The sequence below is a fragment of the Bradyrhizobium arachidis genome, assembly GCF_024758505.1.
GTDB classification, from domain to species: domain Bacteria; phylum Pseudomonadota; class Alphaproteobacteria; order Rhizobiales; family Xanthobacteraceae; genus Bradyrhizobium; species Bradyrhizobium manausense_C.
This window is the reverse complement of the sequence record NZ_CP077970.1, coordinates 5,603,302-5,627,244: the sequence shown is the minus strand read 5'-3', so window position 1 is coordinate 5,627,244 and position 23,943 is coordinate 5,603,302. Positions and strand designations below refer to the sequence as shown.

Sequence of the window (23,943 nt, the reverse complement as noted above, 5' to 3'; positions counted from 1 at the left end):
GGTTCGCTCATGTCGGCTGTCGATGCGAAGATCGTCCGCACCATGTGTCCGATGAATTGCCACCCGACGTTCTGCGGAATGCAGGTTGAGGTCGAAGGCGGTCGGCTGAAGTCGCTGAGCGGAGACAAGGACAATCCGGACAGTGCCGGGTTTCTCTGCGTTCGCGGGCGCGCGACCGCCGAGATATTTGGCAATTCGAAACGGCTGCTCTACCCCCAGATTCGCGACGATCGCCGCACCGACACTTGGCGCCGCGTAAGCTGGGACGAGGCGCTGGATTTCATGGCGAAGCGGATGCGGTCGGCCGGACCCGAGGCGGTGGGTCTATGGGCAGGACATGGCGGCTTCACGGCGGGCAGTGCCATGACAGTCCAGTTGATGCAGCGTTTTGCGAATATGTATGGATGTCAGAATTGGCACCCCGCGATGGTCTGTTGGGGGCTTGGCGGTTTTGGCGTGGGTTTGTCAGGCGCACTCAAGGTCAATACCAAGGAGGATATGGCTGAGAACTCGCGCATGATCGTCCTCTGGGGCGCGAACATTGCGAGCCAGCCCAATACCGCCCGCTACATCGTCGCGGCGCGTCGGCGCGGGGCCAAGGTCGTCGCGATCGATGTGAGGAGAACGGAAGCCGCAGCTCAATCGGACGAAGCACTCCTGATCCGACCCGGGTCGGACGCGGCGCTCGCCCTGGCCGTGATGCACGTCATCGTTACCGAAAAACTCTACGACGCCGCGTTTGTCGAAGCACATACCGTTGGGTTCGAGGAATTGTCGTCGCACGTTCTGCCCTTTACGCCCGCTTGGGCAGCAACACAGACCGGCCTTGAGGAAGGCCAGATTGCTTCGTTCGCGAGAGCCTACGCGTCCACGCGACCGGCCATGATCCTCCTCGGCGGCAGCTCGATGCACAAGAGTGCCAATGGTTGGAACGCGGCGCGTGCGATCAGTTGTCTGCCGGCTTTGACCGGCAATTTTGGGATCGCTGGGGGCGGTCTCGGCCCACGTCATGGCGCCCACAGCGCGACCTTGCGCAATCTGAACGCGGGTATGGCGCGACCGCCGGGCAACTATGTTCCCGACCAAATGCCCGATATTGCGAAGGCCTTGTCCGACGGGCGGCTCAAAGTCTTGCTCCTTCTGGGCACCAACATGCTGTCGTCTTTCGCGGACGCCGGTCAAATCTCGCATGGCCTCGACAAGACGGATCTGGTCGTTTGCGTTGATCTGTTCATGAATGAGACTGCGCGGCGTTTCGCGGATGTCGTGCTGCCTGGAACCGCCTGGCTCGAGGAGCTGGGATTCAAGGTGACGAACACGCACCTCTATCTGATGGAACGTGCACTTGAGCGCGAGGGCGAGACCCGTCCGATCCACGAAATTCTGAAATCCCTGGCAGAGTCTGTTGGGGTTGCCGACTTCTTTCCGTGGGCTTCGATGGAAGAGGTGATCGATGCCATCTTGAATGATGCGACAACCGGCCATGCGACCGTTGGGTCTCTGCGCGCTGCGGGTGGCTTCCTGCCTCTGAACGTATCAGCGATCGCGTATGCGGACCGGAAATTCGATTCACCGTCCGGCAAGATCGAATTCAGCTCGCCGCAAGCGGCAAGGGTCGGACTTCCGCCGCTCCCGGTGCACAGCGACAACCAGGCTTCGCCCTATCCGCTATCGCTGAGCTTCGGAAGGACGCTGACGCACTTTCATGCGTTCTATGACGAGGGTCAGGCGCTTCCATCATTGGCAAAGCACAATGTCGCCCCGCAACTCCTGATATCGCCCGTTGATGCCGAGGCGCGCCAGGTCGCCAACGGGGATGCGATCAGGATCTACAATGAGCGGGGTGAGTTCGCGGCAAAGGCCTGTGTCACCGGCGACGTCAAGCCCGGGGTGGTCTGGATGCGCGATGGCTGGGTTGGCCTGAACCATCTCACATCTGGAGGCGCGGTCCTGAGCGGAGACGCTCTCAGTCTTTTTCATTTTTCCGTTGGCCAGTCGGACTATGGCGCCCGCGTGGAGATCGCGCGAAGGCAAGCGTCGCCATAGCGGGGCCACGCCAGGCCTCGCGCTTTCTCCGGGACGGCGGACCTACGCCATCGCCGGCTTCGCCTGCCGCGAGATCGCAAGCACGATCAGCGCCGCGAAGACGCAAAGCGCGCCGGCGACGAAGAAGGCGGGCAGGTAGCTCGCCAGCAGCGTGCGCGACAGGCCAGCGCCGAACGCCGCAGTGCCGGCGCCGAGCTGGTGGCCGGCAAAGATCCAGCCGAACACCAAATTGGCGCGCTCCGGGCCGAACTTTTGCGCTGTCAACCGCACCGTCGGCGGCACGGTCGCGATCCAGTCGAGGCCATAGAACATCGCAAACAGCGAAAGGCCGTAGAACGAGAAGTCGCTGAAGGGGAGGAAGATCAGCGAGAGTCCCCGCAGGCCATAGTACCAGAACAGGAGGTAGCGATTGTCGTAGCGGTCCGACAGCCAGCCCGACATGATGGTGCCGAAGAAGTCGAAAATGCCCATCGCGGCGAGCAGGCTCGCTGCCTGCACTTGCGGGATGCCGAAATCGAGGCACATCGGGATCAGATGCACCTGGACGAGGCCGTTGGTCGAAGCGCCGCAGACGAAGAAGGTCGCAAACAGGATCCAGAACGCGCCGCTCTTCGATGCATCGCGCAGCGTGCCGAGTGCCACGGCCGTGATCGGCGCGGTGCTTTGCGGCGGGACGGGCAGGGGCTCGCTGCCTTCGTCACCGAAGGGCCGCAGGCCGACGTCGCTCGGGCGGTCGCACATCGCGAGCGCCACGACGATCGCGGAGACGCCGAGCATGATGCAGACGAAGGTGAGCGCAAGGCGCCAACCAAAACGCTCGGTGACGGCCGCGAGCAGCGGCAGGAACACGAGCTGACCCGTTGCGACGCTGGCGGTCATGATGCCGACGACGAGGCCGCGCCGGGCGGCGAACCAGCGTGTGGCGATGGTGGCCCCTAGCACCAGCGCGGTCATGCCGGTGCCGATGCCGATCACCACACCCCACAGCAGCATGAGCTGCCAGACCTGCGTCATCGCAAGCGAGGCCACCAGCGCCGACACCACGATCAGTTGCGCCGTCAGCGTGACGTTGCGCAGGCCGTAGCGGTTGAGCAGGGCGGCCGCGAACGGCGCCATCAGTCCGAACAGGATGAAGCGGATCGACAGTGCCGACGAAATCTCCGCGGTGGTCCAGCCAAATTCCTTTTGCAGGGGAACGATGAACACGCCGGGCGCGCCGACCGTGCCTGCGCTGATCAGCGCAGCAAGGAAGGTCACGCCGACCATCACCCAGCCGTAATGTATGTTGCGGCGGGTGAGGGCGACCGAAAGCCAGTTCGAAATCATCTGTGCGTCAACCTTGATTGGGAGATCTTGATAGACCTGATCGAGCTTCACTCTATGCCATGCCGGCGTCACGGCCGAAATGGCAAAGTTCCCTCATTTTCGGACATTCGCCCAGAGCATGATCCGGACCCGAAGGGCCGCGTGAGCGCAAAGTGTGCAGCGGTTTTCCCCTCGCGACAAACGCGGAACGCATTTGCGCGGAGATCATGCTCAAACAAAGAGCTAATGCGCGACGCGTTCGACGGCGATCGCGGTAGCTTCGCCGCCGCCGATGCAGAGCGCGGCGACGCCGCGCTTGAGGTTCTGCGCTTCCAGCGCATGCAACAGCGTCACGATCAGCCGCGCGCCGGTGGCGCCGATGGGATGGCCGAGCGCGCAGGCGCCGCCGTTCACGTTCAGCTTCTCCCTGTTGATGCCGAGATCGCGCTGCGCGGCCATCGCGACCACCGCAAAGGCTTCGTTGATCTCGAACAGGTCCACGTCGCCGGCACTCCAGCCGACCTTGTCGAGCAGCTTGCGGATCGCCGGGATCGGCGCGGTCGTGAACCATTGCGGTTCCTGACTGTGCGTCGCATGGCCCTTGATCTCCGCCAGCACGGGCAGGCCGTTGCGGTCGGCCAGCGCGCGCCGCGTCAAGACCAGCGCAGCCGCGCCGTCGGCGTTCGCCGAAGAGGCCGCGGGCGTGATGGTGCCGTTGGCGCGGAACGCCGGCTTCAGTCCGGGGATCTTCGCCGGATCGACCCTCAGCGGATGCTCGTCGTTGCCAATGATTCGCGGTCCGGCCTTTTCGGTGAGCGTGATCGGCGCGATCTCTGCCTTGAACGCGCCGCTCTCCACCGCTTTGCGCGCGCGGCTCAGGGTTTCCATCGCATAGGCGTCCTGATCCTTGCGGGTGAACTGATAGGCTTCCGCGGTCGCTTCGCCGAAATCGCCCATGGAGCGACCGGTCTCGTAGGCGTCTTCGAGGCCGTCCATCATCATGTGGTCGAGGATGCGGTCGTGCCCGGCGCGGTAGCCGCCGCGCGCCTTCGCCAACAGATAGGGCGCATTGCTCATGCTCTCCATGCCGCCGGAGACGACGATGTCCGCGGAGCCGGCGCGGATGATGTCATGTGCCAGCATGGTCGCCTTCATCCCGGAGCCGCAGACCTTGTTGACCGTCGTCGCTCCGGTGGCGTCGGGCAGGCCGGCCGCGCGCGCCGCCTGACGGGCAGGCGCCTGGCCTTGTCCTGCCGGCAGCACGCAACCCATGAAAACCTCGTCCACCTTCTCCGGTGCGAGCTTTGCCCGCTCCAGCGCCGCGCGAATCACGTGAGAGCCGAGCTTGTGGGCAGGAAGCGGCGACAGCTCGCCCATGAAACGGCCGAGCGGGGTGCGGGCGGCGGAGACGATGACGACGGGATCGGCGGCCATGGCGGGGTTCCCTGCAATGAAGATTGTAAGATTATGATCATCATATGATGCGCCGCAAAAAATGCAACCGCGCCCGTCATGATAAATTGTCGTGTGTGGGATGAGATTTACGAGTGCCGATAGGGAAGTCGTGCCGTATCCACAACTGTCATCGCCCGCGCAGGCGGGCGATCCAGTATCCCAGAGGCCGTGAAGGGATACGGCTAAGTCGCGGCGTACTGGATGCCCCGGTCAAGCCGGGGCATGACACCTGCAGGGAGGTGAGGGCCTCGTTGCCCGAGAGCAGTCCTCAGCGCTTCCTGTTCACAAACCCCTGCATCAGCCGCGTCGGCTCGTCCGTCAAAAACGACTCACCAAACACCTTGACGCTGAGATTGACCGACTCGGTCAGCGGCAGTTCCTCCCATTGCCGCAACAGCGCCTTCTGCGACCGCAGCGCTTCGGGACCGCATTCGAGCAGCGCCTTCACCGTGTGCTCGACCGCGTCGTCGAGCCCGCCCGCGGGCGCGACTTTGTCGACCAGGCCCCAGGCCAGCGCAGTCGGCGCATCGATATTTTCCGCCGTCATCACCAGCCAGCGTGCGCGGCCCCAGCCGATCAGGCGCGGCAACAGCGCAGCGTGGATCACCGAGGGAATGCCGACGCGGACCTCGGGCATGCCGAACATTGCATCATGCGCCGCGATCCGGAAATCGCAGGCTGCTGCCACTTCGAGCCCGCCGCCGAGGCACCAGCCCGGCATGCGCGCGATCACGGGGGCAGGGAAGGCGCGCACGGCTTCGCAGAGATCGCGCAGGCGCGAGATGAACGCCTCCGCCGACTTTTGGTCGAGTTTTGCCATCTCCTTGATATCGGCGCCGCCGATCATGCTCTTCTCGCTCTGGCCGCGCAGCACCACCACGCGGATGCTGCGGTCGGCGGCGAGCCGCGTCAGTCCCTCGCGCATCGCGTCGGTGACTGGCGAGCCCAGAATGTTGAGCGAGCCCGCGTTGCAGATCGTGACATGGACGACGCCGCGCACATCGCGCGTCACGCCGCAGTGATGATTGAGCATGTCCATCGCGCTTCGTCCCGACATTTTTGTGCGCCCGGCGGGCGCGGAAGTCGCGCCACTTCCGGACCGAAACCGGACCCTTGTCAAGCCTCGGAGGTTATCGGGTTGCCGGCATGAAGTGCGTCGTATAGTATGATTATCATCATATAAAAGAGGCTGACATGACCGTGACAGACACGCTCGACCTGTTTTCATCAGCGCTCCGCCGCGAGCGGGTGGTGGACTGGCAGGCGCCTGGCCCGGTGGTCAAGGCCGCTCGGGGCCTGTCGGGCATGGAGGCCATGCAGGCGATCCGCGACGGACGACTGCCGCCGCCGCCGATGGCGATGCTGATCGGGTTTCGCATGAGCGTCGTCGAGCCCGGCCGCATCGTCATGGAACTGGATCCGCGGGAGGACCTCGAAAACACCATCGGCCTGTTGCACGGCGCGACCGCCGCAGCGCTGCTCGACACCGCCATGGGCTGCGCGATCTCGACGAGGCTCGCCGCGGGGCAGGTTTCGGTTACGCTCGACCTGAAGCTGACCTATCTGCGTCCGCTCTCGGTTCGATCAGGGACGATCGCCGCCGAGGGTAAGCTGATCAAGCTCGGGCGCCAGACCAGCTACACCGAAGGCTTTGTCCGCGACGGCAAGGGCGACCTCGCGGTCCACGCCACTGCGACCTTTTCCATGCTCGCTGGCGCCTAAAACAGTGAAATAGCTGGAGCTTTTTGCAGGGCTCCGTGTTATTATATGATTACGAACATTTAATGAGACCAGCAATGCGCTATTCCCGGGAACACAAGCAGGAGACCCACGACCGCATCGTTCGGAAGGCCTCCGTGCGGCTGCGGGAGAAGGGCGCCCACGGCATCGGCGTCGCCGACCTCATGAAGGAGGCGGGCCTGACCCATGGCGGGTTCTACGCCCATTTCGATTCGCGCGAGGCGCTGGTGATCGAGGCTTTTGCCTACGCCATGGACCGCTCGATGGACAATTGGCGCAAGGTGTCCGATCAGGTCGCGCCGGACAAGCGGCTCGCGCAGATGGTGGAGAACTATCTGTCGACGCTGCATCGCGACGATCCCGGCCATGGCTGCTCGATCCCGGCGCTCGGTGCCGAGATTTCCCGGGAAAGCCCGAAAACGCGAAAGGCCTTTGCAGGCAAGCTCGACGAGATGATCGAGATGATGGCCGATCACATCACCGGCGTGCCGCGCAAGGCCGCGCGCAAGCAGGCGATCGCGACGCTCGCGACCATGGCCGGCACGATGTTGCTGGCGCGGATCGCCGGCAATGGCGAACTGTCCGACGAGGTTTTGAAGGCCGGCAAGGATACGGCCCTTGAAGGCGCCCGCCGCGAAACGCCGAAGAAGCCGAAGCAGAATTAGGGCGATGCCGTCGGTGCCGTAGGGTGGGTTAGCCTCGCGGCTGCGCGAAGCGCAGTCCGCTAGGCGTAACCCACCGCTTCTCTCTCCGCGCGGAAAGTAAAAGGTGGGTTACGCCGAGCGGTCTGCGCTTCGCGCAATCCGCTGCGCTAACCCGCCCTACGCATCCCACCAATTCACCGCCCCGCAAACAACGCCCGTTCGCGTTCCACAATTTCCCCGATGTAATCGGCGACCGCGCGGATGCGCGCGAGATCCTTGCTGTCGGCATGCATCAGCATGAAGAACGTCCTGACGATCGAGACCTCGTCCGGCAGCACCGGCACGAGCCGCGAATGCTCGCTCGCCATGAAGTGCGGTAGCACGGCGATGCCGAAGCCAGCCAGCGTGGCGTTGAGCTGCGCGATCAAATTGGCGCTGCGGAAACGTGCAGAAATCTTCGGTGACACCTGCGGCAGATAGTCGAGCTCGGGCGTGAACAAGAGCTCCTCGATGTAGCCGACGAACCGATGATGCGGCAGGTCGTGCCGCGAGATGATCTTTGGAAAGCGGTCGAGATAGGCGGGTGCGGCATAAAGCCCGAGCCGGTAGTCGAGGAGCTTGCGCCCGACGATCCGGCCCTCCTTGGGCATGGTCAGGCTGATCGCGATATCGGCCTCGCGCTTGGACAGGCTGAACAGCCGCGCCGTCGCCACCAGTTGCAGGTCGAGATCGGGATACCGGTCGGCGAACGGCGCCAGCCGCGGCGCCAGGAAGGCGGTGCCAAACCCGTCGGGTGCGCCGATCCGCACCGTGCCGGTGAGGCGCGCCAGCGAGCCGCCGACCTGTTCCTGGTTGGCGACGATGGTCGATTCCATCGCCTCCGCGCTGTCGGCGACGCGCTGGCCGGCCTCGGTGAGGAGATAACCGGTCTTTCGCCTGTCAAACAGCTTTGCCGAGAGGTGCTTTTCCAGCCGGTCGACACGGCGGATCACCGTGGCATGATCCACCCCGAGCTGCTTTGCCGCGGCCGAGACCGATCCGCCCCGCACGATGGCCAACACGAAGCGAAAGTCGTCCCAGTCGATGGCGCCTTGATCCAGCATTTTCGCACATCTATGGTGCAATTTATCGGTCTTGAATCCCAAGAAATGCAGGTCCAAACGGATTTGTAAAGCGATCTAACCCGCATCAGGGAGGTATTCATGCGCGCAATCGGACATTTCATCGGTGGCAAGGAAGTGAAGGGCACGTCGGGCCGCTCAGCCGACGTCTTCGAGCCGATGACTGGCGACGTCCAGGCCAAGGTGGCGCTGGCGTCCAAGGCCGAGGTCCGCGCGGCCGTCGAGAACGCCCGCGCCGCGCAGCCGGAATGGGCCGCGACCAACCCGCAGCGCCGCTCGCGGGTGATGATGAAGTTTCTGGAGCTGGTGCAGCGCGACTACGACAAGCTCGCCGAGCTCTTGGCGCGTGAGCACGGCAAGACCGTTCCCGACGCCAAGGGCGACATCCAGCGCGGCCTCGAGGTCGCGGAGTTCGCCTGCGGCATCCCGCATCTGATGAAGGGCGAGTACACCGAAGGCGCCGGCCCCGGCATCGACATCTATTCGATGCGCCAGCCGCTCGGCGTCGTCGCCGGCATCACGCCGTTCAATTTCCCGGCGATGATCCCGATGTGGAAGTTCGCGCCCGCGATCGCCTGCGGCAACGCCTTCATCCTCAAGCCGTCGGAACGCGATCCCGGCGTGCCGATGAAACTTGCCGAGCTGATGATGGAAGCGGGGCTGCCGGCCGGCATCCTCAACGTCGTCAACGGCGACAAGGAAGCCGTGGATGCCATCCTCGACGATCCCGATATCAAGGCGATCGGCTTCGTCGGCTCGACGCCGATTGCGCAATATATCTACGAGCGCGCCGCCCAGACCGGCAAGCGCTGCCAGTGCTTTGGCGGCGCCAAGAACCACGCCATCGTCATGCCCGACGCCGACATGGACCAGACGGTCGATGCCTTGATCGGTGCCGGCTATGGCTCCGCCGGCGAGCGCTGCATGGCGGTCTCGGTCGCCGTGCCCGTCGGCAAGACCACTGCTGACCGCCTGATGGAAAAGCTGATCCCGCGCGTGGAATCCCTGAAGATCGGCACCTCGATCGATCCCGCGGCTGACTACGGCCCGCTGGTAACGCGCGAAGCGGTCGAGAAGGTCAAGAGCTACATCGACATCGGCATCAAGGAGGGCGCCACGCTCGCGGTCGACGGCCGCGGCTTCAAGATGCAGGGCTACGAGAAGGGCTTTTATCTCGGCGGTTCGCTGTTCGACAACGTCACCAAGGACATGCGGATCTACAAGGAAGAGATTTTTGGCCCCGTGCTCTCGGTCGTGCGCGCGCACGACTACCAGGAGGCCCTGGCGCTGCCGTCCGAGCATGACTACGGCAACGGCGTTGCGATCTTCACCCGCGACGGCGACGCCGCGCGCGACTTCGCGGCCAAGGTGAACGTCGGCATGGTCGGCATCAACGTGCCGATCCCGGTGCCGATCGCCTACTACACCTTCGGCGGCTGGAAGAAGTCGGGCTTTGGCGACCTCAACCAGCACGGTCCGGACTCGGTCCGCTTCTACACCAAGACCAAGACGGTGACCTCGCGCTGGCCGTCCGGCGTCAAGGAAGGTGCGGAGTTCTCGATCCCGCTGATGAAGTAACATCCTCTTCGGAGCCGACGCATGCAGTTCGCTCTGAACGAGGACCAGATCGCGGTTCGCGACATGGCGCTGGCGTTTGCGGCCGAGAAGATCGCGCCGCATGCGCTGCGCTGGGACGAGGAAAAACATTTCCCCGTCGACGTGATGCGCGAAGCGGCCAAGCTCGGCATGGGCGGAATCTACATCCGTGAGGATGTCGGTGGCTCCGCCATGACGCGCTTCGACGCGGCGCTGATCTTCGAGGCGCTGGCGACGGGCTGTCCGACGACCTCGGCCTTCATCTCCATCCACAACATGGCGTCCTGGATGATCGATGCCTTCGGCAACGACACCCAGCGCCATCAATGGCTGCCAAAGCTCTGCACCATGGAGCTGGTCGCAAGCTACTGCCTCACCGAGCCCGGCGCGGGCTCGGACGCAGCGGCGCTCCGCACGCGCGCGGTGCGCGATGGCGACCATTACGTGCTCAACGGCCAAAAGCAGTTCATCTCGGGCGCCGGCGGCACTGACATCCTGGTCGCGATGGTCCGCACCGGCGGCGAGGGCGCCGGTGGTGTCTCGACGCTGGTCATCGACGGCAAGACGCCGGGCGTGTCATACGGCGCCAATGAGCGCAAGATGGGCTGGAACGCGCAGCCCACCCGCGCCGTCATGTTCGAGAATGCCCGCGTGCCGGTTGCGAACCGCCTGGGCGAGGAGGGCATCGGCTTCAAGATCGCGATGGCGGGCCTGGACGGCGGCCGCCTCAACATCACGGCGTGCTCGCTCGGCGGCGCCCAGACAGCGCTCGACAAGGCCCGCGCCTACATGAAGGAGCGCAAAGCCTTTGGAAAGCGCCTCGACGAATTCCAGGCACTGCAGTTCCGCCTCGCCGACATGGCGATCGAGCTCGAAGCCGCGCGCACGTTTTTGTGGCGCGCAGCCGCGGCACTGGATCGCAAGGATCCGGACGCCACTATGCTCTGCGCCATGGCAAAACGCTTCGGCACCGATGTCGGTTTCGAGGTCGCCAACCACGCGCTGCAGCTTCACGGCGGCTACGGCTATCTCAGCGAATACGGTATCGAGAAAATCGTGCGAGATCTGCGCGTGCACCAGATTCTCGAGGGCACCAACGAAATCATGCGGCTAATCGTGGCGCGCAAGCTGATCGAGGGCGCGCGATGACGGCGATGGAAGAAGGCGATCTGATCGCCCGCGTCGAGGGTGCGGCCGGAATCATCCGGCTGAATCGCCCCAAGGCCATCAATGCCGTGACGCTGGAGATGTTTCGCGACATCGACAAGGCGCTCGACCGCTTCGAGGCCGATCCTGCCGTCGGTGTGATTCTGCTGGAAGGCGCCGGCGAGCGCGGCCTGTGCGCGGGCGGCGACATCCGCGCGCTCTGGGAGAGCTCAAAAGTCAACGGCGATCTCGGAAAAATCCTGTGGCGCGAGGAATACATCCTCAACGCCCGGATCAAGAAGTTCCCAAAGCCCTATGTCGCCTTCATGGACGGCATCGTGATGGGCGGAGGCGTCGGCCTGTCGGCCCATGCAAGCCATCGCGTCGTCACCGATCGCACGAAGCTTGCGATGCCCGAGGTGGGTCTCGGCTTCTTCCCCGATGTCGGCGGCACCTATCTGTTGTCACATTCGCCGGGCGAGATCGGCACTTATTTCGGCCTGACCGGGCAGACCATGAACGGCCCGGACGCCATCCACGCCAAATTCGCTGACGCGGTCGTTCCGGCAGCAAGACTGCCTGAGCTACGCGATGCGCTGATCAAACTGCGCGCCAGCACGGACGCCGCCGAGGTCAGCAAGCTCATCGAGGGTTTTGCGACCGGCGAGACGGCCGGCCCAGTGGCCGCCAGGCAGGCAACCATCGATGCGGTGTTCGCCTTCGACCGTATGGAGGATATCCTCGCCGCACTAGCGCGCGACGGATCCGAGTTTGCGCAGGCCACGCTGAAAACGCTCGGCGAGAAATCGCCGCGCGGGATGGTGGTGACGCTGAAGCTGCTGCGGCTGGCGCGCCAGGCGCGCACGCTGGAAGACTGTCTGGTCCGCGAATATCGCGCCGCGAACGAAGTCTTCCGCAGCGACGATTTTCGCGAGGGCGTGCGCGCCGCCGTGATCGACAAGGACCGCAATCCAAAATGGTCGCCGCCGCGCATTGAAGACGTGACACCGGCAATGCTCGCGCCGTACTTCGCCGAGATCGGCGCCGACGAATTGAAGTTCAACTAAGCAACGAAACGATTTAGCTGGAGGACATCGAGATGGCCACGATCGCATTCATCGGTCTCGGCAACATGGGCGGCCCGATGGCGGCCAATCTGGTCAAGGCCGGCCACAAGGTCACGGCGTTCGATCTGGTCGAGGCCTCGCGCGCACAGGCCAGGGCCGATGGCGCCACCATCGCTGAGAGCGCGGCCGGTGCTGTGAAAGGCGCCGACGTTGTCGTCACCATGCTGCCGGCCGGCAAGCATGTGCTCGGCGTCTGGAACGAGGTCGTGCCCGCCATGACCAAGGGCGCGCTGATCATCGATAGCTCGACCATCGACGTCGAAAGCGCGCGTCAGGCCCATGCGCTCGCCGCCAAGCACGGCGTGCTGTCGGTCGACGCGCCGGTCTCCGGCGGCACCGGCGGTGCCAGGGGCGCGACGCTCACCTTCATGTGCGGCGGCGAGGACAAGGCATTTGCCGCGGCAAAACCTGCGCTGGGAAACATGGGCAAGAAGATCGTCCATTGCGGCGGCGCTGGCGCAGGCCAGGCGGCAAAGATCTGCAACAACATGATTTTGGGAATCTCCATGATCGCGGTGAGCGAGGCTTTTGCGCTCGCCGAAAAACTCGGCCTCTCGCATCAGGCGCTGTTCGACGTCGCCTCGACCTCGTCGGGCCAGTGCTGGTCGCTGACGACCTATTGCCCGGTGCCGGGCCCGGTGCCGACGTCGCCCGCCAACAATGACTACAAGCCCGGCTTTGCCTCAGCGTTGATGGTCAAGGACCTGACCCTGGCGCAGGACGCTGCCAAGGCCGCCGGCGCTGCGACCCCGCTCGGCAAGCATGCGCAGGAGATTTACCGGGACTTCGACGCCGCCGGTCAGGGCGGGGTGGATTTTTCCGGAATTATCAAGCACGTTAGGGAGCTAGCCGGGAAAACTTGATGACGACCTTTCAGGAAGCGCGCGCGTTTCTGCTAAAAAACCGCACGGAATACGAAGCAGCGGTCGAAGGATTCCGCTGGCCCGATCCGGTTCCCTTCAACTGGGCGCTGGACTGGTTCGACGAGCTGGCGAAGGCTGCGGAGAGCAAGGACCGTCCCGCGCTCTGGATCGTCGACGCTGCGCAGGACCGGCAGACCAAACTGTCCTTCGAGACGCTGTCGCGCCGCTCCAACCAGGTCGCGAACTTCCTGCGCGCGCAGGGCCTGAAGCGCGGCGATCATCTGCTGCTGCTGCTCGGCAACGTGGTTCCGCTCTGGGAGACCATGCTCGCTGCAATGAAGCTCGGCGTGGTCGTGATCCCCGCCACCACGCTGCTCACCGCTGACGAATTGCGCGACCGGCTCGACCGCGGCAAGGCGAAGGCGGTGGTCGCGGCGCAAGACCAGGTCGCGAAATTCGCAAGCCTCGGTGCGGAGGGACTCATCCGCATTGTGGTCGGTCCTGCCTCGGATGGCTGGCTGTCCTATGACGATGCCGGCAAGGAATCCGAGAGCTTCACGCCCGATGGCCCGACCAAGGCCGACGACCCGATGCTGCTCTATTTCACCTCGGGCACGACCGCAAAGCCAAAGCTCGTGCGGCACAGCCAGCGCTCTTATCCCGTCGGCCATCTCTCGACCATGTTCTGGATCGGGCTGCAGCCCGGTGACATCCATCTCAACATCTCCTCGCCCGGCTGGGCCAAGCATGCCTGGAGCTGCTTCTTCGCGCCCTGGAATGCGGGCGCGACCGTGTTCGTGGTCAACCAGCCGCGCTTCGATGCAAAGAGCCTGCTCGCCACCATCGGCCGCTGCGGCGTCACCACGCTGTGCGCGCCGCCGACGGTGTGGCGGCTGTTCATTCAGGAGGACCTCGCGTCGTTCAAGGTCGCCTTGCGCGAAGTCTGCGGCGCGGGTGAGCCGCTCAATCCTGAAGTGATCGACCAGGTGAAGGCTGCCTGGGGCCTCACCATCCGCGACGGCTACGGCCAGACCGAGACCACGGCGCTCGCCGGCAACTCGCCGGGCCAGAAGGTGAAGATCGGCTCGATGGGCCGGCCGCTGCCGGGCTATCGCGTGCAGATCAGCGATGCCGATGGCAATCCGGCCAACGAGGGCGAGGTCACGCTGCTGCTGGGCGACAATCGTCCGGCCGGCCTGATGCAGGGTTATCAGGGCGACGACGGTAAGCTCTCAGGCGCCGAAGGCGAGCTCTATCGCAGCGGCGATGTCGTGTTCGCGGACGAGGAGGGCTATCTCACCTTCGTCGGCCGCTCCGACGACGTCTTCAAATCATCCGACTACCGCATCAGCCCGTTCGAGCTGGAGAGCGTGCTGCTCGAGCACGATCTTGTCGCGGAGGCCGCTGTCGTGCCGAGCCCGGACCCGATCCGGCTCGCGATCCCCAAGGCCTTCGTCCTGCTGGTGTCGGATGCGGAGCGCTCGCCGGACACGGCGCTCTCCATCTTCAAGCACTTGCATACCCGCCTTGCACCCTTCAAGCGCATCCGCCGCATCGAGATCGTCACCGAGCTGCCGAAGACGATCTCTGGAAAAATCCGCCGCGTGCAGCTACGACGGCTCGAACGCGACAATGATCGCGACGATCCCCTGCGCGGCCGTGAATTCCGGGAAGAGGATTTTCCGGAGCTGGCGAAGACTCGGAGTGAAGGCTAAGTGAGCTCGTCATTCCGGGGCGCGCGAAGCGCGAACCCGGAATCCATTTCGCAACGGACTCTGCGGCGCGATGGATTCCGGGCTCGCGCCCCCAAGAGGGCGCGCCCCGGAATGACGACCATTGGAGTTGCTAAGTGAACGAAGTCTGGAAGAAACCGCCGATCACGCTCGAGGCCTATCAGGCCCTGGTTGGCAAGGAAGTCGGCGTGTCCTCGTGGCATCTGATTGATCAGCCGCGCATCAATACCTATGCCGACGTGATCGAAGATCACCAGTTCATCCATGTCGATCCCGAGCGCGCCGCGAAGGAAACCGCCTTCGGCACCACGATCGCACACGGTTTTCTGACGATGTCGCTGATGTCGATCATGTCCTACGAAGTGATGCCGGTCATCGCGGGCACCACGATGGGCGTGAACTACGGGTTCGACAAGCTGCGTTTCATCTCGCCGGTGCGATCAGGCAAGCGCGTCCGCGGCCGTTTCGTGCTGGCGGAGGCCAAGCTGCGCAAGCCCACCGAATTGCAGTCCCGCACCAACGTCACCGTCGAGATCGAGGGCGAGGACAAGCCGGCGCTGGTCGCCGAATGGCTCGGCCTGATCTATTTCGCGTAGTTTCCGCGGTCATTGCCGGGCTTGACCCGGCCATCCATCGCTGCTCAAAAGCTGTCCAAATCTCGCGGAGCTCTGAAACCCTCTCCCCTTGTGGGAGAGGGTGGCTTCGCGGAACGCGAAGCCGGGTGAGGGGTCTCTCTCCACGGGCTCGCCTGTGGAGACAACCCCTCATCCGACGCGCTCAGGAGTGCAATTGCACTCCAGAGCGCGCCACCTTCTCCCACAAGGGGAGAAGGAAGAAAGGAAGCAACACTCATGGCAATCAGGTTTGACGGACGTGTCGCCATCGTCACCGGCGCGGGCAATGGTCTCGGACGGGCGCACGCGCTGGGACTTGCCAGCCGCGGTGCAAAGGTTGTGGTCAACGATTTTGGCGGCGCGCGCGATGGCACCGGTGCCTCACTGTCGCCGGCCGAGGCAGTCGTCGAGGAGATCCGCAAAGCCGGCGGCACCGCGATGGCCGACGGCGCCGACGTCTCCAATTTCGAGCAGGTCACCGCGATGGTCGAGCGCGCCACCAAAGAATGGGGCAGCGTCGACATCATGTGTGCCAATGCCGGCATTTTGCGCGACAAGTCTTTTGGCAAGATGGAGGTCGCCGATTTCCAGAAGGTGCTGGACGTGCACCTCGTCGGCACCTTCTATTGCTGCAAGGCGGTGTGGGCCGGCATGCGCGATCGCAACTACGGCCGCATCGTGCTGACGACCTCGTCGTCCGGGCTGTTCGGCAATTTCGGCCAGGCCAATTACGGCGCGGCGAAGTCCGGCATGGTCGGCCTGATGAATGTGCTCGCGGAAGAGGGCCGCAAGACCAACATCCGCGTCAACATCATCTCTCCGACGGCCGCGACCCGCATGACCGAAGAGCTGCTGCCGCCGCAGGCGCTGCAACTGATGAAGCCGGAATCGATCACGCCCGCGGTCGAATACATGCTGAGCGAAGACGCCCCGACTCGCACCATCATGGGCGCCGGCGCCGGCTCGTTCGCGGTGATCAAGATCGTCGAGACCGAGGGCATCAACCTGGCCGAGTCCGACTGGACGCCCGACGCGATCGCGGCCCATTTTGCCGAGATCAGCGACATGTCGAAGGCGAAGGCGTTGCAGGGCGCGTTCGAGCAGACGCAGAAGTATGTGGCGCAGGCTGCGGCAAGGGCTGGGATCAAGCTGTAGCTTCCCGTCATTCCGGGGCGATGCGAAGCATCGAACCCGGAATCTCGAGATTCCGGGTTCGGTCCTGCGGACCGCCCCGGAATGACAGCCTTTCTTGTGGCGCGCAGCTACGCCTAAACTCCCGCCATGACCGCACCCAAACCCCACATCGCCGTCATCGGCGCCGGTCCCGCCGGGCTGATGGCGGCAGACGTCCTTGCGCAAGGCGGCGCCGGCGTCACCGTCTATGACGCCATGCCGTCCGCCGGCCGAAAATTCCTGATGGCCGGCCGCGGCGGGCTCAATCTCACTCACAGCGAACCGCTGCCGCAGTTCCTCGCGCGCTATCGCGAAGCCGCGCCGAAGCTCAAGGCCGCCATTGATGCCTTCTCGCCAGATGCGTTGCGCGCGTGGAGCGAGGCGCTGGGCGAGCCGACTTTCGTTGGCACCAGTGGCCGCGTGTTTCCAAAGGCGTTCAAGGCTTCGCCGTTGCTGCGCGCCTGGCTGCGGCGGCTCGATGCGAGTGGCGTCCGCTTCGCTTTCCGCCATCGCTGGACGGAATGGGACAGCAAGGGGCGGCTGCTGTTCCAGACGCCGGATGGCGAGCGCGTAGTCGAGGCGCGTGCCACGGTGCTGGCGCTCGGCGGCGCAAGCTGGCCGCGGCTCGGCTCGGATGGCGGCTGGGTCGAGACCCTCGCCGCAAAGGGCGTTGCCATCCCGAGGCTGCGGCCGGCCAATTCGGGCTTCACGGTTGCATGGTCCGAAGTCTTTCGTGATCGCTTCGAGGGCCAGCCGCTCAAGGGCGTGTCGTTGACGATCGGCGCGCACACCGTGCGGGGCGAAGCGATGATCACCCGCAGCGGCATTGAAGGCGGCGCAATCTACGCATTGTCGGCGGAGTTGCGCGAGGCGGTGCTGGGCCTCGGGCAGGCGACATTGACGATAGCACTACGGCCGGACCTCGATGCTTCGGCGTTGACCACGCGCCTGTCGGGGACGCGTGGCAAGCAATCGCTCGCGAATTTCCTGCGCAAGGCGGCGCAATTGTCACCGGTCGGCATCGGCCTGATGCAGGAGGCCGCGATCGCATCCGGCCGTCCGCTGGCATCTTTCTCGCCGGAAGACCTCGCGCAGCTCATCAACGCAATTCCGGTTCCGCTCACCGGCGTCGCCGCGATCGATCGCGCGATCTCGACGGCGGGCGGGGTGACCTTTGACGAACTCGACGCCGATTACATGATCCGCCGCTTGCCTGGTGTGTTTGCCGCCGGCGAGATGCTGGACTGGGAGGCGCCGACCGGCGGTTACTTGCTGCAGGCCTCGTTTGCGACGGGCGCCGCCGCGGGCAGGGGCGTGTTGAAGTGGCTCTCGAAATCGTAGCAACCATTAAATGGCGGCTGTGCTTTACGCCGTTTAGTCGTCGGCGTCTTCATGATGACGCCGTGCTCGCGTCCGTCAAGGCGTGGCCTGGCGGCAGATCGCGTGAAGTTGGGGCAAACGACGGCCATCCTTGACGGACGCTGCGCGCGACGTCGTGAGGGGCCGTAGGTCGGGACGAAGAAACGCGTCCCGGTCGAACTAAGAAACAGAGAATGATCCCGCCGGCGGTTCGCCGCACCATGGCGTGCCGCGAGCTACCACCGTGTTGGCGAAGATGAGCATCTTCCTGGCGCAGGCAACGAGCGCGCGCTTGTGTTCCTTTCCGGCTGCGGTCAGCCTCCGGTAGAGCTGGATGAGCTGCGGATTCCATCGAAACGATGCAGCCAGTGAAGCGGTATAAAGAGCGCGACGCAGCCGCTTTCGTCCGCCCTCGATATGCCGAACACCGACCTGGTCGCCGCTGTCGTCGTCATAGGGCGCAAGGCCGGCGAGAGCGACAGCTTGCTCCCGCGTGATCCGGCCGATCTCAGGCAGACGCACCAGGATGGCAACGGCGGTCGGCAGCCCGATGCCGGCGACGCTGTTGATCAGCGCGAGCCTCCTGGCAAGGTCGGGATGCTTGCAGATCGAGGCGACCAGAGCCTTGAGTGCGGCCTTCTCACGTTGCTCCAGGCGAGCGATATCCTCGTGCCAGAGCTGGTTAATCCTCACATTGCGGCAGCTCTCGATCCTGTTCTTGAGGCGCGCGATATCCTCGCCGATCTGATCGATCATGGTCAGTTGCTCGGCGAACGGCAGCAACCGAGGATCGGGAGCGGCATGGATCTTCCGCACCGCTGCGGTGCAGGCTGCGATAAGAGCGGCATCGATCTTATCGTTCTTGGCCCGCTGCAAGTGGAATTTGGCATAAGCCCGGACCTGGGCCGGCTGGAACACCACAACCACAAACCGCTTGCGCCGCAGTTCGGCGACGACCGGCTGTTCGTAACCGCCGCTCGCCTCGATGCCAATGCGTTTGACGCGATTCTGTCGCAGCCACGCCGACAAAGCCTCGTGACCTTCCGACGTGTTCTCCACCTGCAGCGGCTCGCGGCGGCCTTCGATCGCCACATCAAGCTTCCGTTTGCCGGTATCGATACCGGCACAGATCGTGATATGCTTGACCATCTTCGTCGATCCCTCCCTTGTTATGCGAACCTAAAGTTCGTTCAACCATTCGGGTCCCGATGAAGTGCCGGTCGCGATCTCGCTACGTCAGACAGCCCTCAAGGCTTCGATGGGTACCGATCCGATCGAACGGCGGCCCAGCTCGGGCGGCCACCCGGGCTGGGCCATTCCTCACGGAACGGCTCAATATAAGCGATCGGGCTAATACAAGGGTGGGTTAGCCGTGCGGCCGCGCGAAGCGCAGTCCGCTCGGCGTAACCCACCGCTTTTGATTCCGCGGTCACAGAAGTGGTGGGTTACGCCTTCGGCTAACCCACCCTACGAAGAGCGGCGCCGCCGCGCTACCGCAGCTTCCCCCGCGCCGCCACCGGCAGCGTGCCGATGATCTCCTCGCCGCGCACCATCACGACCTCGTCCATCATGTTCACGACCACGCAGACGTGGTTCGGCACGATCCGCACGACGTCGCCGACATTCGGCCGGGTGTTGCTGCGGGAGAGATCGAGGAAACCGTGCTCCTCGGCAAAGCGTGCGATCTTGGCTTCGGGATGCTCCAGGATCAGGCCGTGGCCTTCGAGGCCGCCGGTGTCCGTGGTCAGGGTCTTCGAGCCGGCATCGAGGATGCCGCGCTCCGGCGCGGCGCGGCTCACGACGGTCGAATAGATGTTGAGCGCGCAATCGTCCCAGGTGGCGACGCCGGCTGCGACCTGCATGCGGTCGTTGTAGATATAGGTGCCGAAGCGATGCTCGGTGCCGCCCCTGAGCTTGCCGATGTTCTTGAGGTTCGGCGTGCCGCCGGTCGAGACGATCGTGGCATCGAGCCCGTGCGCGCGCACGCCGGCCAGCGCCTCGTCATAGAATTTTTGCGCATCCTCCCAGCCGGTTTCGGTGGGGTACAGCATGAAGCCCGCGAACTTCAGTCCTTCCAGCCCGGCGATCTCGCGCGCAAGCGCAATGGCCTCGGCAGGTGTCTCGACGCCGGCGCGCTTGCGTCCGGTGTCGCATTCGACCACGACAGACAGCGGCAGGCCCGAGGCCGCGGCGGCCTTCGGCAGGCCGGCGACAACAGTCGAATTATCGGCGGCGACCGTCATGTTGGCCTTCTTCTGGAGCGCGCCGAGGCGGGCCATCTTCTCTTCGCCGATCAGATTGTAGCTGATCAGGATGTTGTCGATGCCGGCATTGGCCATGATTTCGGCCTCGCCCAGCTTCTGGCAGGTGATGCCCTTCGCGCCGGCCGTGACCTGCATCTTTGCCAGCATCGGGTTCTTGTGCGTCTTGATGTGCGGGCGGTGCGCGACACCGGCATCGTCGCAGGCCTTCTGGATACGCGCGATGTTGCGCTCCACCTTGTCCATGTCGATGACGGCGCAGGGCGTGCCATATTCGCGGGCGATCTTTGCGGCGAGGGGAGTCGTCATATCATCTCTCTTTTTCCGACAACGTAGGATAGGTAGAGCAGAGCGAAACCCATCATATCTCCGTCGTCATCTCTGATGGGTTTCGCTGCGTTCTAACCATCCTACAATTTGTGGCTCAGGCCTGTTCGATTTCTTCGCGGAGCATTTCAAGTTCGAGCCAACGCTCTTCGGCCGCGGCGAGCTCGTCATGGGCCTTGGCGATCGCGGCTGAGGTGTCGTCGAATTTTTTGCGGTCTTTGGCGTAAAGAGTGGGATCGTCGAGCACACGCTGCAGTTTCGCGATGCCGGAGTGCAGCGCCTCCATCTTCTTCGGCAAGGTTTCGAGCGCGTGCTTTTCGTTGAAGCTCAGGCGCCGCTTGGCCGTCGTCGCGGGAGCAGGGGCCTTGGCCCCTTTCTTCTCGGGCGCTGGCTCTGCTTTCGCGGTCTCGCGCGTCAAATCGGCGCCGCGCTGAGCCAACATGTCGGTGTAGCCGCCGGCATATTCGATCCACCTGCCGTTGCCATCGGGCGCAATCGCAGAGGTCACCACGCGGTCGAGGAAATCGCGGTCGTGGCTGATCAGGATCACCGTGCCCTCATAGTCGCCGAGCATCTCCTCGAGCACATCCAGCGTTTCGAGGTCGAGATCGTTGGTCGGCTCGTCCAACACCAGCAGGTTGGATGGCTTTGCCAGCGCGCGCGCCAGCATCAGCCGGCCGCGCTCGCCGCCTGAGAGCACCTCCAGCGGCGTGCCGCGCTGCTCCTGCGCGAACAAGAAGTCCTTCATGTAGCCGACGACGTGCTTTGGCTTGCCACCGACCATGACGTGGTCGCCGCGGCCGCCGGTCAAGGCTTCCGCAAGCGTCGATTTGGGATCGAGGCTTTCGCGGTGCTGGTCGAGCGTCGCCATCTCCAGATTGGCACCAAGCCGCACGGTGCCGGTGTCAGGCTCGATGCCACCGGTCAACAGATTGACCAGCGTTGTCTTGCCGGCACCGTTCGGTCCGATGATGCCGAGCCGGTCGCCGCGCTGGATGCGGGTCGAAAAATTCTCGACGATCTTGCGCTCGCCATAGGCTTTGCTGATGGTCTTCGCTTCGATCACCAGCCGGCCAGACTGCTCGGCTTCGGCAGCGGCGAGGCTGGCGGCGCCGGTCGTGCCGCGATAGTTGCGGCGCTGCGCCCGCAGTTCATGCAGGTTGGCGAGCCGCTTGACGTTGCGCTTGCGCCGGCCGGAGACGCCGTGGCGCAGCCAGTGCTCCTCGTCGACGATCTTGCGGCCGAGCTTGTGCTGCTCGCGCTCTTCTTCTGCCAGCACCTCGTCGCGCCAGCTTTCGAACGAGGCAAAGCCGCGGTCGATCTGCTTGATCCTGCCGCGATCGAGCCAGGCGGTCGAGCGCGAGAGATTGGTGAGGAAACGCCGGTCGTGGCTGATCAGCACCAACGCGCTGCGGCGGCTGTCGAGCTCCTGCTCGAGCCACTCGATGGTGGTGAGGTCGAGATGGTTGGTCGGCTCGTCCAGCAGCAGAATGTCGGGCGATGGCGCCAGCACACGCGCCAGCGCCGCGCGGCGGGCCTCGCCGCCGGAGAGGTTTGCGGGGTTCTCGTTGCCGGTGAGTCCGAGTTGCTCCAGCAGATATTGCGCCTGATGATGGTCGTCGCCGGGCGCCATGCCGGCCTCGACATAGGCGAGCGTCGTCGCGTGCTCGCCAAAATCCGGCTCCTGCGGCAGATAACGGATGGTGGCACCCGGCTGCACGAAGCGCGTGCCGCCGTCCGGCTCGACCAGGCCGGCTGCGATCTTCAGCAGCGTAGACTTGCCAGAACCGTTGCGGCCGATCAGGCAGACGCGCTCCCCCGGGGATACGCTGAGCTCGACGCTGGTGAGCAGCGGCGTGCCGCCAAAGGTCAGGCGGATGTCTTTGAGCTGGATGAGGGGCGGCGCCATGGTCAGCCCTGGCTCGAACTGTGGCTCGGCACCGGCTGCGCGGCGCGCCGGCGCTGGATGCGGCGGATGGTCTGGTCGAGCGTCGAGAGGAAGGTCGAGCGGTCGCGCGGCGAGTAGGATTTCGGCCCGCCGGTGATTTCGCCCGAGGAGCGCAGATCCGTCATCAGATTGCGGACGGCCAGCGTCATCCCGATCGACTCTTCGGTGAACGGCTTTCCATTCGGCGCGATGACGTCGGCGCCTGCCTTCACGCAGCGGCTGGCAAGCGGAATGTCAGCGGTCACGACGATGTCGCCGGCACCCGCACGCTCCGCGATCCAGTCGTCGGCGGCATCCATCCCGCTGCCGGCCGCCACGCGCTCGATCAGCGGGTCCTGCGGCACGCGGATGAAATTGCCGGCGACCACGCTCACCGGCAAGGAGTGCCTGGATGCGACGCGATAAATCTCGTCCTTCACGGGACAGGCGTCGGCGTCGACATAGATGCGGGTTGTGCTGGAAATATCGGTCATTCCGCGGCGTGGTACCCCATTCGAGGCCCAAAGGCGAGGGGATTGACCGGGGTTCCCGGGGCCCTACGATCAGGGGCAGAAACAACAAGAATCTGGGAAGGGCGGAAACCATGCCGAACCGGTTAGAGACCTACCGCGTCGAGGCCTACAACACCGCAAAGCAATCCGAAAACAAGATGCACGACGACACGGTGGCGCGCCGCTTCGGCTTTTCCGGCGGGCTGGTGCCGGGTGTCGACGTCTTCGCCTACATGATGCATGTGCCGATCGCGCGCTGGGGTCGCGATTTTCTCAGCCAAGGGCTGATCGAGGCGCGCTTCATCAAGCCGGTCTATGACGGGGAGGCCGCCGACGTCGACGCGACCGAGCACAACGGCCTGCTGACGATCGAGGTCTTTAGCCGGACCGAGCTCTGCGCGACCGGGACGGCGTCGCTGCCGGCCGCTACACCCGCGGTCGTGCTGGACGACTACGTCGTCGTCCCAGCCGTGGCGGAGCGCAAGCCCGTCAGTCCGGCGACGTTCGAGGAAGGCAAATGGCTCGGCACGACGCCGCGCCGTTGGGCCGCGCAGGACGCGCAAAACTATCTCGCCGATATCAGGGAGACCGACCCGGTCTTTGCGCGCGAAGGGCTCGGTCATCCCGGGCTCATCCAGCGGATGATGAATCGCGTGCTCGTCGACAACACGATTCTGGGCCCGTGGATTCACGTCGGCAGCCGCATGCAGCTTCTCGCGGCCGCGCGAACCGGCGACGAGATCACCGCGCGCGCCAGGGTCACGGCGAATTACGAGAAGAAGGGCCATCGTTTCGTCGAGCTCGACGCGCTGGTCGTCGCTGGCGGCACGACGCCGCTTGCGCATTGTCAGCACATCGCGATCTACCAGCCGCGCGAGCAGGCGGCGGCCTAGCTGGTGTCATGCCCCGCGAAGGCGGGGCATCCAGTACGCCGAGACATCTCCGTATTTTATCACCGTCTCTGGAATACTGGATCACCCGCCTTCGCGGGTGA

General features: G+C 64.5%; 20 protein-coding genes. 12 read left to right on the top strand and 8 right to left on the bottom strand.

Features of this window, described 5'->3' with window-relative positions; all coding sequences use genetic code 11:
• Positions 1-9: 9 nt before the first annotated feature.
• Positions 10-2,046, top strand: coding sequence for a molybdopterin-containing oxidoreductase family protein (locus tag KUF59_RS26125; protein ID WP_212458973.1), 2,037 nt, complete (start codon positions 10-12; stop codon positions 2,044-2,046).
• 42 nt (positions 2,047-2,088) lie between these two features.
• On the opposite strand, the gene KUF59_RS26120 is transcribed toward KUF59_RS26125, so the two are convergent.
• The 3 genes from KUF59_RS26120 to KUF59_RS26110 form a co-directional block, all read right to left on the bottom strand.
• Positions 2,089-3,372 carry an MFS transporter gene (locus KUF59_RS26120; protein WP_212458972.1) on the bottom strand — a complete coding sequence of 428 codons (1,284 nt, stop codon included), beginning with the start codon at positions 3,370-3,372 and terminating at the stop codon, positions 2,089-2,091.
• Positions 3,373-3,594: 222 nt separating this feature from the next.
• A complete protein-coding gene (locus KUF59_RS26115; protein ID WP_212458971.1) occupies positions 3,595-4,785 on the bottom strand; it encodes an acetyl-CoA C-acyltransferase in 1,191 nt (396 codons plus the stop codon).
• Between the two features lie 289 nt (positions 4,786-5,074).
• Entirely contained in the window at positions 5,075-5,845 is a 771-nt protein-coding gene (locus KUF59_RS26110; protein ID WP_212458970.1) for an enoyl-CoA hydratase, read from the bottom strand.
• A 155-nt stretch (positions 5,846-6,000) separates the two neighbouring features.
• Between KUF59_RS26110 and KUF59_RS26105 the strand changes: the two genes are divergently transcribed.
• Together KUF59_RS26105 and KUF59_RS26100 are read left to right on the top strand one after the other, a co-directional pair.
• A complete protein-coding gene (locus tag KUF59_RS26105; protein WP_212458969.1) occupies positions 6,001-6,528 on the top strand; it encodes a PaaI family thioesterase in 528 nt (175 codons plus the stop codon).
• Positions 6,529-6,602: 74 nt separating this feature from the next.
• Positions 6,603-7,211, top strand: coding sequence for a TetR/AcrR family transcriptional regulator (locus KUF59_RS26100; RefSeq protein ID WP_212458968.1), 609 nt, complete (start codon positions 6,603-6,605; stop codon positions 7,209-7,211).
• A gap of 173 nt (positions 7,212-7,384) precedes the next feature.
• Here KUF59_RS26100 and KUF59_RS26095 read toward each other — a convergent pair whose 3' ends face one another.
• Positions 7,385-8,293 carry a LysR family transcriptional regulator gene (locus KUF59_RS26095; RefSeq protein WP_258767226.1) on the bottom strand — a complete coding sequence of 303 codons (909 nt, stop codon included), beginning with the start codon at positions 8,291-8,293 and terminating at the stop codon, positions 7,385-7,387.
• Between the two features lie 99 nt (positions 8,294-8,392).
• Between KUF59_RS26095 and KUF59_RS26090 the strand changes: the two genes are divergently transcribed.
• The 8 genes from KUF59_RS26090 (at position 8,393) to KUF59_RS26055 (ending at position 17,904) form a co-directional block, all read left to right on the top strand.
• Entirely contained in the window at positions 8,393-9,889 is a 1,497-nt protein-coding gene (locus tag KUF59_RS26090; protein ID WP_212458966.1) for a CoA-acylating methylmalonate-semialdehyde dehydrogenase, read from the top strand.
• 21 nt (positions 9,890-9,910) lie between these two features.
• Complete coding sequence (locus KUF59_RS26085) at positions 9,911-11,056, top strand: isobutyryl-CoA dehydrogenase (RefSeq protein ID WP_212458965.1); 1,146 nt, start codon at positions 9,911-9,913, stop codon at positions 11,054-11,056.
• Positions 11,053-12,120, top strand: coding sequence for an enoyl-CoA hydratase/isomerase family protein (locus tag KUF59_RS26080; protein WP_212458964.1), 1,068 nt, complete (start codon positions 11,053-11,055; stop codon positions 12,118-12,120). The genes KUF59_RS26085 and KUF59_RS26080 overlap by 4 nt, the downstream gene beginning before the upstream one ends.
• 32 nt (positions 12,121-12,152) lie before the next feature.
• Positions 12,153-13,043, top strand: coding sequence for a 3-hydroxyisobutyrate dehydrogenase (gene mmsB, locus KUF59_RS26075; RefSeq protein ID WP_212458963.1), 891 nt, complete (start codon positions 12,153-12,155; stop codon positions 13,041-13,043).
• On the top strand, positions 13,043-14,758 hold the full coding sequence (locus KUF59_RS26070; protein WP_212458962.1) for an AMP-binding protein: 1,716 nt from the start codon (positions 13,043-13,045) through the stop codon (positions 14,756-14,758). Before mmsB ends, KUF59_RS26070 begins: the two co-directional genes overlap by 1 nt.
• A gap of 134 nt (positions 14,759-14,892) precedes the next feature.
• Positions 14,893-15,372: a MaoC family dehydratase gene (locus tag KUF59_RS26065; protein WP_212458961.1), complete on the top strand. Its 480-nt coding sequence runs from the start codon at positions 14,893-14,895 to the stop codon at positions 15,370-15,372.
• Positions 15,373-15,627: 255 nt separating this feature from the next.
• On the top strand, positions 15,628-16,545 hold the full coding sequence (locus KUF59_RS26060; protein WP_212458960.1) for an SDR family NAD(P)-dependent oxidoreductase: 918 nt from the start codon (positions 15,628-15,630) through the stop codon (positions 16,543-16,545).
• A gap of 126 nt (positions 16,546-16,671) precedes the next feature.
• Positions 16,672-17,904 (top strand): BaiN/RdsA family NAD(P)/FAD-dependent oxidoreductase, encoded by a 1,233-nt coding sequence (locus KUF59_RS26055; RefSeq protein WP_212458959.1) that lies wholly within the window; start codon positions 16,672-16,674, stop codon positions 17,902-17,904.
• Positions 17,905-18,102: 198 nt separating this feature from the next.
• On the opposite strand, the gene KUF59_RS26050 is transcribed toward KUF59_RS26055, so the two are convergent.
• The 4 genes from KUF59_RS26050 to KUF59_RS26035 all read right to left on the bottom strand — a co-directional run bounded on the left by KUF59_RS26050 (position 18,103) and on the right by KUF59_RS26035 (position 22,931).
• Complete coding sequence (locus KUF59_RS26050; RefSeq protein WP_258767225.1) at positions 18,103-19,071, bottom strand: IS110 family RNA-guided transposase; 969 nt, start codon at positions 19,069-19,071, stop codon at positions 18,103-18,105.
• Positions 19,072-19,412: 341 nt separating this feature from the next.
• Entirely contained in the window at positions 19,413-20,492 is a 1,080-nt protein-coding gene (locus tag KUF59_RS26045) for a D-TA family PLP-dependent enzyme (RefSeq protein ID WP_212461014.1), read from the bottom strand.
• Between the two features lie 115 nt (positions 20,493-20,607).
• On the bottom strand, positions 20,608-22,419 hold the full coding sequence (locus tag KUF59_RS26040; RefSeq protein ID WP_212461013.1) for an ABC-F family ATP-binding cassette domain-containing protein: 1,812 nt from the start codon (positions 22,417-22,419) through the stop codon (positions 20,608-20,610).
• Positions 22,420-22,421: 2 nt separating this feature from the next.
• Positions 22,422-22,931 carry a YaiI/YqxD family protein gene (locus KUF59_RS26035; protein WP_212461012.1) on the bottom strand — a complete coding sequence of 170 codons (510 nt, stop codon included), beginning with the start codon at positions 22,929-22,931 and terminating at the stop codon, positions 22,422-22,424.
• A gap of 110 nt (positions 22,932-23,041) precedes the next feature.
• Between KUF59_RS26035 and KUF59_RS26030 the strand changes: the two genes are divergently transcribed.
• Positions 23,042-23,842, top strand: a complete 801-nt coding sequence (locus KUF59_RS26030) for a hypothetical protein (RefSeq protein ID WP_212461011.1) — start codon at positions 23,042-23,044, stop codon at positions 23,840-23,842.
• The last annotated feature ends 101 nt before the right edge of the window (positions 23,843-23,943 follow it).